Below are 9331 nucleotides of genomic sequence, written 5' to 3'. Positions count from 1 at the left end.
ATGCCATCTGCACACCTATTTCTTCAAGCTTTTTTCTATCTAGTTTATGCTAGCTAATGACATTCCATTTAATGTATTAAGCGAAATAAAAATATACCGAAGTGTGTGGTGATTATTACCAGAAAAATTTTACAAGAACCATGTAGAAACCAGACTTTGTTTGATTATAATACCAGCTTCTATTAAAGAAGCTAATGAAAGAGAATACATCACTAACAGCTTACGAACTAGGTTTAATAAAAAACTCCTTAAGGGAACGCCTAATATCATTAGAAGACTACGGAACAGAGTACTTAAACACTGATAGTGACGACGCTAATGAGAAAGCTGAGATGAGTATTAATATAGACTCTTTCAAAATGGAGCTGAACGAATTAAAAGATAAGATTGATGTTTTGACTGAAACCCAAATCACTAAAGCGAATCCTCAATAAAAAAGATAGCTCAAGCAGAGCCTGGGAGGGTAACCCCAATTCAGCGAATTGCTAGCCTTACCGCCCTTACTATCTTTGAACGACTGACAATAAACAGATTCGTTATAGTGTTAGATGACAGGGCAAAAATAGATAACCTCATGCCTAAAATAGCTTTCTTCATAACCAAAATTTTTAATACTCAAAATAAGACAATACGCATCCATAGACAGTGGTGATATCCTGTATTTGCCCTATAAAATAGATGATATATGCCTAAACCTCTCATTTTTATATCAAATTATTCATGATTTGCCTCATAGACAAGTTAGTGCGATAGTTGTTCACTGAACGTTCTGAACAGTCGTATTGTACAGACACTAAAAACGTACTTGGACACTAGGTGAACAATGATCATATCAGTGACTAAAGCGGCAAAAGAATGGGGCGTATCAAGAACAACAATCTATCAGAAAGTCAATGATGGCGAGCTTTCCAGAACAGCAGACAAGAAAATAGACGTTTCAGAAATGTTGCGCGTGTTTGGTGAGCCAATTTCTAAAAAACGTACTGAACGTTCAGTGAACACTGTTCAAAGTACACCTCTGAACAGTCAAAGTGTTCAGTACAATACGGACATTGAACACCTATTAGCGCTTGAAAAGCTCAAGAATGAACACCTTAGCCAACAGGTCAGCGATCAAAAAAAGTTAATTGAAAATTATCAGCAGCAGATAGGACAGTTAAACAAAACGCTGGATAAAGCCAACGCCAGTATCCAAGATTTCGCACAAGTGAGACTGCTAGAGTTTAAGCAAGCTGAAATAAACGATGAGCCGCCACTTGAACAAGAGCAAGAAAAAAAAGACGATTCAATCGTCGTGACGGCTAAGAAGAAAAGACGGTGGTTCTTTTAACTATAACGGATGTTAGAAAAACTATTAATGTTTAATCTTTGGAAGATAGCTCTCTAAAGCCTTATTGGGCTTGTTAAAGCTTTCAGGCTCTCGCTGTATGATATTAATCATTTCGCGTTTAAATGCCTCAGTCTGCATTTTGCCGTCATAACTTAGGCTTGGATGGTTGTTATAGTCATTCATAAACTGCACGTTATCAGCAATCGACTGTATGGTAGCTTGTGACAGTGTGCCATCTTCACTGGTTAATTTATCAAGTGTTTTCCGATGGAATTTGAGCGTTAGCCCTTCGTAGCCTTTGCCTCTACTCTTTTTTTTATATTCCACACTAACTTCATAATTTGTATTTTCGTTAATCTCTTCTAATGCTTTATCAATCACATATTTCCGAAGTTCACTAAATTGCTTGTATTTACCTTGTATACCCATGACATATTTAAAATCTTCAAGCTCATATGCCTTACTGTATTGATACTGTCCAATCCAACACACTATTAATTCATATAAGCGTATTGAGTGTATGCTTGATAGCTCACTGATCTCTAACAACTTATATTTAGTAAAATTTGCTTTCAATTGTGTCAAATACGGCAATATATCTTCTGCAAAAGTTAGCGTAATTTTCCCTGCATTTGGGCTAAATAAAAGACTACTAACAAAGCGTGTACGCAGTACTTCATTGTCTGGCAGTGCGATGATCACTTCCCTTTCAAACAAGCGGTTACTAGCTTGCTCAATATCACGATAGATATTTTTTGCGTTGCTATCACGATAAAAAAGCCTTTTTATCTCATCAGCAGTAATAGTAAATTTGGTTTGTTTACTGATATTTGGCGCATCAGGTCGGCTATCAATTTGACTAATACAAGTTAATAAAAGCTCTTTTTCTTTTGTTGTCATCGTATAAGTAGCAAGAACTAAATCATTTGACTGTACGACTAAATTATTTTCCATTTTATATTTCACTATTTCTACGTTTATTGTAATTCCATATGAGATAAACTATCATAAAAATAGTAAAATAAATAGCTATCTTTAAATAACTCTTTTTTTGGCTCATTTACTCTTTTTTTGGCTCATTTACTCTTTTTTTGGCTCATTTACTCTTTTTTTGGCTCATTTACTCTTTTTTCTCTTTATAAACTATTGATTATAAAGGTGAAAAAACGCTCTTAAACAGGAGTAAACAGGAGTAAACAGGATCAAATAAAAACCCTTAAAGAAACGGGTGATAAATTTTTTTGTGGATAAGTGAAAAATCATCACTTAAACCACGTAGCTTGCCTAAGCAATTTAACCCTGTGTAATGTTTTTTTTAAGGATTAGATTAAGGGCTAAATCCTCGGCTAGGTGAATGGGCTTTATTAACTTGATATTGGTACGACTCTAAACCGCCCTGTAGTGCTCTGTGTTGGCTTTCAGACAGCTCTTTGCCATATTGCTCAGTAAACGTCTCTAAAGTGGCTTTAAGGGCCTCTGAGTAGGTTTTACGCTGGGTTGTTGGTAGGGAGTTAACCTCACGCAACGCAAGTTTGAATTGCTGACAGGTTTTATCCAAGGTATCTGCTAAATGCTCTTTAGCAACCTCTCTTGCCTCAGCTGGGTAGTTATCCTGATTGATGTAATGCGTTAACCCTTTGGTATAGCTAAATGATGAGATGATATCCCGAGTCATTCTGTCAACCTCTCCTGCGCTACCGCCCAGCTTGTCGATGATGCTGGTATTAAATGCCGCTCGTTCTTGATCGATGTTGTCTCTGAAATCTGTAAAATGCTGAATCAGTGCCAGATACTGCTGACGTTCAGCGTTAGGATCACGCAACAGCTTGATAATGGTTTTGTTGTTTTCAACCAGCGTGTGATCAAAACGTTTGGCCACTTGGCGTAAGTGCGCGGTAAATTCCACCGCTTTATCGTGGTCCTCAATACCATGGCGCTGTGCAAACTCGCTGAGTAGTGCCACTTGACGCTGATCAAATTTATCAGGGGCGTCATCCGCGGTTTCTCCTTGAGCCCATCTGATAGCCATATCACCACGATGACGTTGTATTAAGCGCATGGCTAGGTGCAGCTTCATACGTTCAGCATACTCAAAGATTCTCTCATCTTCGTAACGGTTTGCTCGAGTGTCTCGATCAATGCGTCCTTCTTGTCGATCAAGTCGAGCAGCTCTTTTGATACGATAGATAGTTTCTTTTCTGATAGCATTCTTTTAAGCGTATCCCAGTCAGCTTGGTTCAAACGCGCCAAGCGGTCAATCTGCTCAACTAAGATCACATCGCCCTTATGAGCATCTTCAATCAGTTGCATTAACTGTGGACGTACCAAGGTAGCTCCTGATTCGTTTTCGACATAGAAGGCGGCAATTTTGTGGCCATGATCTTTGGCAAGTGCTATGAGTTCGCTTTTGGCACGCTTAGCATTTTGTTCTTTGGTAGACGCTCGTAGATACGCTCTAATAAACATAAACACCTAAAATAGTCTGTTATAAGTGGTTCCATTATACCAGTCTGTTTTAAGTAGTCTGTTAATAGGTTTTTGGGGTGAAATAGCTGGTTCCCTTGGGGTATAGCCTAAGGAACCAGAAGTTAATTTTGTTTGCTAACATTATAATTATTCAGTCAATAAGATATAGGATTAACGGCATATCTAAGGGTCTAAACGGTTTTTCTAAAAATTTTTAGTAAAATTTTGTTTATCTAACTTTTAGGTAAAAAATCCTTATATTTAATAATACAAGTAAAAATACTTTTATTTATCATATACTTAGCAATATATAAGTGCATTATTATTTAGACCAATGTTTACTTATTTTGGTCTAAAATGTAAAATACCATGATCGAAAGTTACATGTATATCTTCTAGGGTAAGAATTATGAAAAAAACTTTATTAGCAGTTCCATTATTAGTATTAGCAACTTCTACTGTATTTGCTGCTGACGGTACTATTACAATCAATGGTCAGGTAACAGATAAAACTTGTACGGTTAATAGCGCGCAAGGTAAAGATTTCACAGTTACACTTCCTACAGTTTCTCAGCAAGTATTAGCAAACACTGGTGACGTTGCAGGTCGCACGCCATTCACTATTAATCTGACTGATTGTACAGCTGGTAGTAAAGTTGCGACTTATTTCGAGCCAGGTGCAACTGTTGATTTCAATACTGGTCATTTAAACAACGCGACTGGAACAGCCACTAATGTTCAGGTCCAATTGCTAGGTTCAAACAATGCTGTTATTCCAGTATTAGCTGCAGGTGCTGGTGGTGTACAGACTAACTCACAATTAGTAGATGTAAGCAATGCTGGTTCAGCAGATCTTAACTACTATGCACAGTACTATGCTACTGGTGCTTCAACTCCTGGTAATGTTGCAACAACTGTAAAATATACAATTATTTATCAGTAATCTTTTACTAGATTAAAAAGAGCTAGGAGAAGTAACATGCCTAGCTCTTTTTTTTAATTTTAGGTAGAGAGAAATCTATGTCTGTAAAACAGCTGTTTTATAAAATCTGTTTAATCACACTTCTAACACCTATCAGTTTAGTTCATGCAGAAATTATTATTCATGGTACACGTGCGGTTTATCCTTCTGATGCGCGTGAGGTTACGCTGCAATTAAGTAATGATGGAAAAAACCCCTCTTTGGTCCAAGTATGGATTGATGAAGGTGATCCAAATTCAACCCCTGATCAATCCAAAGCTCCTTTTATTCTTACGCCACCTATTTCACGTGTGGAGGGGGAAAAAAGTCAATTTATACGTATCACGAGTTTGCCTACCGTGAATACATTAAGTAAGACAGAAGAAAGCTTATTTTGGTTAAACGTCTTAGACATCCCGCCAAAACCCTCTGTACAAGACAAAACCGCTGCCCCTGATAATTTCTTACAATTGGCAGTTCGATCACGTATCAAGTTATTTTATCGTCCTAGTGGTATAAAACAAGACGTTGTTCTAGCTCCCGAAAAAATTCAGTGGAGTAGCAAAGGAACGAATCTACTAGCTAAAAACCCAACACCTTTTCATATAACAATAAACTCCATCACCCAAGAAAATGCTGGCAAAACGATAGATATTTTGTCAGAAGGTTTAATGCTAAAGCCTTTTTCTGAACAGAGTATTTTATTAAAAAGTCCAAGTACACAGAATATGACATTTACCACTATTAATGACTATGGTGGAAGAGTGATTCATAAGATTAAGTAAGTCTTGTTTTTCTTATTTAAACTGACTCATTCCAAAGATATATTATATTTTCACTAGAATGGCCAAGCTATGAAACACCCCTTACATTCTTATAAGAATATCAAGCGCCACATTAGATATTTCTTGGTTTATGGGGTAGTTGTTTTTAGCATACCAACATTGGCGTCGGCTGATGATATTGAGAAAGAACCTACTAAAAAAACAGCTGAGTTTGACTCAGATTTCCTAATTGGCGATGCCAAAAATATTGATATTAAGCGCTTCACATATGGTAATGCGATCTTACCGGGATATTACAACGTAGATGTCTATATCAATGGTAACTGGTTCGGTAAGCACCAGATGGTGTTTAAAAATACAGAGGATGACAAAAGTACATACACCTGCTTTTCTTCCAAACAATTACTTGAATACGGTATAAAAGCAGAGCTTATTAAAGAAAGATTGGCAGTAAATAGTGAAAGTTGTCAGCAGCTGGGTGAATGGGTTCAGGATTCTTTTTATGAGTTCGATACCTCAAAGTTAAGATTTGATATCTCAATACCACAAATTGCTATGGAAAGAAATGCTCAAGGGTATGTTGATCCTAGTGTTTGGGATCGTGGTATTGACGCAGCATTTGTCTCGTACAATGCGAGCGCCTATAAAGCTCATAATAAAACAGAAAATAGCGAAGACAATACCAATGCGTTTGTATCATTAAGTACAGGTGCAAATTTTGCAGACTGGCAATTTCGTCACAATGGTCAGTGGAAGTGGGAGGATGAGACTGAGAGCAAAGACTCTCAATCAACTTATGATGCTATTAGTACTTATGCACAGCGTGCTTTTCCTGAATATAGAGGCGTACTAACGCTTGGTGATAGCTTTACCAATGGTGAGGTATTCAACTCATTTGGTTATCGTGGTGCAGAATTTTCTAGTGATGACCGCATGCTACCCAATAGTATGCTTGGCTATGCACCAAGAATTCGAGGTAATGCTCAAACCAATGCTAAAGTTGAGATTCGTCAGCAAGGTCAACTAATCTACCAAACTACCGTTGCTGCTGGAAGCTTTGAGATTAATGATCTATATCCTACCGGTTATGGTGGAGAGCTAGAAGTCTCTATTCTAGAAGCCAATGGTGATATTCAGAAATACGCAATTCCGTATGCATCAGTCGCACAAATGTTGCGTCCAGGTATGAGTCGTTATTCAGTCATGACGGGGCAATTTCGTGACACTGATATAGATATGGATCCGTTTATTGTTCAAGGGCAATATCAACGGGGTGTTAATAATCGTATAACGGTTTATGGGGGCTTTCAAGGATCAGAAGATTATACGGCGTTGACGTTAGGTAGTGCATTTGCCACACCAATAGGGGCAGTTGCTTTAGATATGACGCACTCTCAAGCAAATTTTGATCGTCGTGATAAAGAGGCAGGACAAAGTTACCGCCTCAGTTACAGTAAGCTCATTACACCAACAGATACTAACTTAACCTTGGCCGCATATCGTTATTCAACAGAAAATTATTATAATCTGCGTGATGCCTTACTGGCTCAAGAATTAGAAAAAAAGGGCATAAGCTCTAAATACTACGGTAAACAGCGTAGCGAGCTTCAAATAACGTTAAATCAGGGGTTGCCTAATGATTGGGGGAATCTCTATGCGACTGGGTCTTGGGTAGATTACTGGGATCGTGAAGAAACCACCAAACAATATCAGGTCGGTTATAGTAATAACTATCGGAATTTGAACTATGGGGTGTCAGCCATTAGAAGAATGGTAGAAAATAGTTCGACAAGTAGGAGTGAGAACGATACTGAATACCTGTTAACATTATCATTACCATTTTCTTTTAAACGTAATTCTATAAATGTAAATTCATCGCATACTCAAGATAATACCACCGTCGGCATGAGTGGAGTGATAGGCGATCGATTTAACTATGGCGCTTCAGTATCAACAGACTATAAAGACAGCTCAAGCTTCAATACCAACGCACAATACCGTACCAACGTTACTACCTTAGGTGGCTCATACAGTACTTCAGATCAGTACGAGCAAGTATCATTAACGGCAAGAGGCAATATTGTTGCTCACTCTGAGGGTGTACTTTTTGGACCAGACCAAGGCCAAACCATGGTTTTAGTATATGCTCCTGACGCTACAGGCGCTAAAGTCAATAATACCAACGGTTTAACCATTAATAAATCAGGCTATGCCGTGATCCCCTATGTCACCCCTTATCGTTTAAATGAAATTGTTTTAAATCCTGAGAATATGTCATTAGATGTAGAGCTGGATGGCAGTAGTCAACGCATTGCGCCTTATGCCGGATCAATCTCAAAAGTTAATTTTGTGACCAAGTCAGGAAAAGCACTTTATATTAGAAGTTTAGATGCCAAAGGGGAGACATTACCTTTTGCATCTGAAGTATTCGACTCAAAAGGTGAGTATGTGGGTATGGTTGCTCAAGGCAGCTTAGTGTATCTACGCACCAACACTCTGGCTGATACAGTGACAGTAAAGTGGGGAGAGACACAAGATGCGCAATGCAAGATACAATATGATGTCACCGCTCAGTCATCGAAGAATGAGAAAAATATGCTGATGTTAGAAGGTTTATGCCAATGAGCTCTAGACTATTAAATAGTTTTCTCTTGCTAATGAGCTGTGTTTTAAGTTCAGAGGTATATGCAAGGTGTACGGCCGACTGGGGCTTTACACCTGTTGATATCAGTATGAATGTAGGTAGAGTGGTGGTTAGACCGAGCGATCCCATTGGGAAGGTATTGCGTAAATCGACTTTTCCTATTACTCCTAACAGTTCTAATATTAGTTGCAATTCTTTTGGTGGGACAATACAAGCGGTTCTTTCGCAAAACCCTTCGTTAAGCTCTGCAGGCGGTGATTCCGTATATAACACTAATATCAAGGGTATCGGAATTCGTTTGTATAGAGACGCTGGAAATGGCTCAAATTTTTCTGGCTATTACCCTTACAATAAAGCTCTATCTCGTGATACAACCTATAGATTAGGGGAAGGTTTTTTCGTTGTTGAGATTATTAAAACAGCTGCTTCCACAGGATCGGGCGCTTTGACTGCAGGTAGGTACAGTAGTTATCATTCGCGTGACGATGTAAATAATCCTTTTTTGACAAGTACAGTGTATGGTAATACCATTACGATTGCCTCATCGTCATGCGAGTTTTTAGGGGATGTTAATAAAACTGTACAATTACCTACCGTCAATAAATCTGGATTTAAAGGGGTAGGCTCTACGCAAGGCACTCAAGCTTTTGATCTAAACTTTTTATGTAATGGTGGTGAAAATCCAACAGCCTATGTAGAGAGCAATAAAATTAGTTTGAATTTTGACTATACATTAGCACCTAATACAACGAATGTGTTGGCTAACAATGCGCCTGCATTAACCCGAGCGAAAGGTGTCGGCGTTCAACTTAAAACCAACTATAAAAATGTAAGTAAAGTCATTGCAAAGAACGAGAAGCTTGAATTAGGAACCGTTCAATCGAATCAAAACATTCAATACAATGTTCCATTAGGTGCAAGTTATTACCAGACGGATGCCGTTATTACTCCAGGTAAAGTTAGCTCAGTGGCGACGGTAGTTATTCAATATGACTAATTTACATTATTAAGGCCTATATTTTTTAGTAAATAATGGCTACTCTCATAATAGGTGGTATGACTAATAAAATGCCATCTGCACACCTATTTCTTCAAGCTTTTTTCTATCTAGTTTATGCTAGCTAATGACATTCCATTTAATGTAT

The 9331-nt window shown here is 38.0% G+C and carries 9 protein-coding genes; 6 read left to right on the top strand and 3 right to left on the bottom strand.

The genetic code is table 11. The features are described 5' to 3' along the window. Positions 1 to 194: 194 nt before the first annotated feature. Together HCZ91_RS13550 and HCZ91_RS13545 are read left to right on the top strand one after the other, a co-directional pair. Positions 195 to 434 carry a hypothetical protein gene (locus tag HCZ91_RS13550; protein WP_179799757.1) on the top strand — a complete coding sequence of 80 codons (240 nt, stop codon included), beginning with the start codon at positions 195 to 197 and terminating at the stop codon, positions 432 to 434. A 389-nt stretch (positions 435 to 823) separates the two neighbouring features. After that, on the top strand, positions 824 to 1330 hold the full coding sequence (locus HCZ91_RS13545) for a plasmid replication DNA-binding protein (RefSeq protein ID WP_179799756.1): 507 nt from the start codon (positions 824 to 826) through the stop codon (positions 1328 to 1330). A 24-nt stretch (positions 1331 to 1354) separates the two neighbouring features. Here HCZ91_RS13545 and HCZ91_RS13540 read toward each other — a convergent pair whose 3' ends face one another. The 3 genes from HCZ91_RS13540 to HCZ91_RS13530 all read right to left on the bottom strand — a co-directional run bounded on the left by HCZ91_RS13540 (position 1355) and on the right by HCZ91_RS13530 (position 3796). Next, complete coding sequence (locus HCZ91_RS13540; protein ID WP_179799755.1) at positions 1355 to 2284, bottom strand: replication initiation protein; 930 nt, start codon at positions 2282 to 2284, stop codon at positions 1355 to 1357. A 373-nt stretch (positions 2285 to 2657) separates the two neighbouring features. Continuing rightward, the gene (locus HCZ91_RS13535) at positions 2658 to 3407 is read right to left on the bottom strand and encodes a hypothetical protein (protein WP_257020080.1); all 750 of its coding nucleotides are present in this window, start codon (positions 3405 to 3407) and stop codon (positions 2658 to 2660) included. After that, a complete protein-coding gene (locus HCZ91_RS13530; RefSeq protein ID WP_257020079.1) occupies positions 3404 to 3796 on the bottom strand; it encodes a recombinase family protein in 393 nt (130 codons plus the stop codon). The genes HCZ91_RS13535 and HCZ91_RS13530 overlap by 4 nt, the downstream gene beginning before the upstream one ends. A 409-nt stretch (positions 3797 to 4205) precedes the next feature. Here HCZ91_RS13530 and HCZ91_RS13525 point away from each other — a divergent pair, with 409 nt between their 5' ends. From HCZ91_RS13525 to HCZ91_RS13510, 4 genes are all read left to right on the top strand, one after another. Further along, complete coding sequence (locus HCZ91_RS13525; RefSeq protein ID WP_179799754.1) at positions 4206 to 4739, top strand: fimbrial protein; 534 nt, start codon at positions 4206 to 4208, stop codon at positions 4737 to 4739. A 77-nt stretch (positions 4740 to 4816) separates the two neighbouring features. Next, the gene (locus HCZ91_RS13520) at positions 4817 to 5542 is read left to right on the top strand and encodes a fimbria/pilus periplasmic chaperone (protein WP_179799753.1); all 726 of its coding nucleotides are present in this window, start codon (positions 4817 to 4819) and stop codon (positions 5540 to 5542) included. Between the two features lie 69 nt (positions 5543 to 5611). Continuing rightward, positions 5612 to 8167: a fimbria/pilus outer membrane usher protein gene (locus tag HCZ91_RS13515; protein WP_179799752.1), complete on the top strand. Its 2556-nt coding sequence runs from the start codon at positions 5612 to 5614 to the stop codon at positions 8165 to 8167. 32 nt (positions 8168 to 8199) lie between these two features. Then, a complete protein-coding gene (locus tag HCZ91_RS13510; protein ID WP_257020081.1) occupies positions 8200 to 9183 on the top strand; it encodes a type 1 fimbrial protein in 984 nt (327 codons plus the stop codon). Positions 9184 to 9331: the final 148 nt, after the last annotated feature.

This window comes from Psychrobacter sp. BI730, assembly GCF_013414195.1.
In the GTDB taxonomy this organism is placed as follows: Bacteria; Pseudomonadota; Gammaproteobacteria; order Pseudomonadales; family Moraxellaceae; genus Psychrobacter.
The sequence above is the reverse complement of the archived record's forward strand: the minus strand, read 5'-3'. Positions and strand labels throughout refer to the sequence as shown.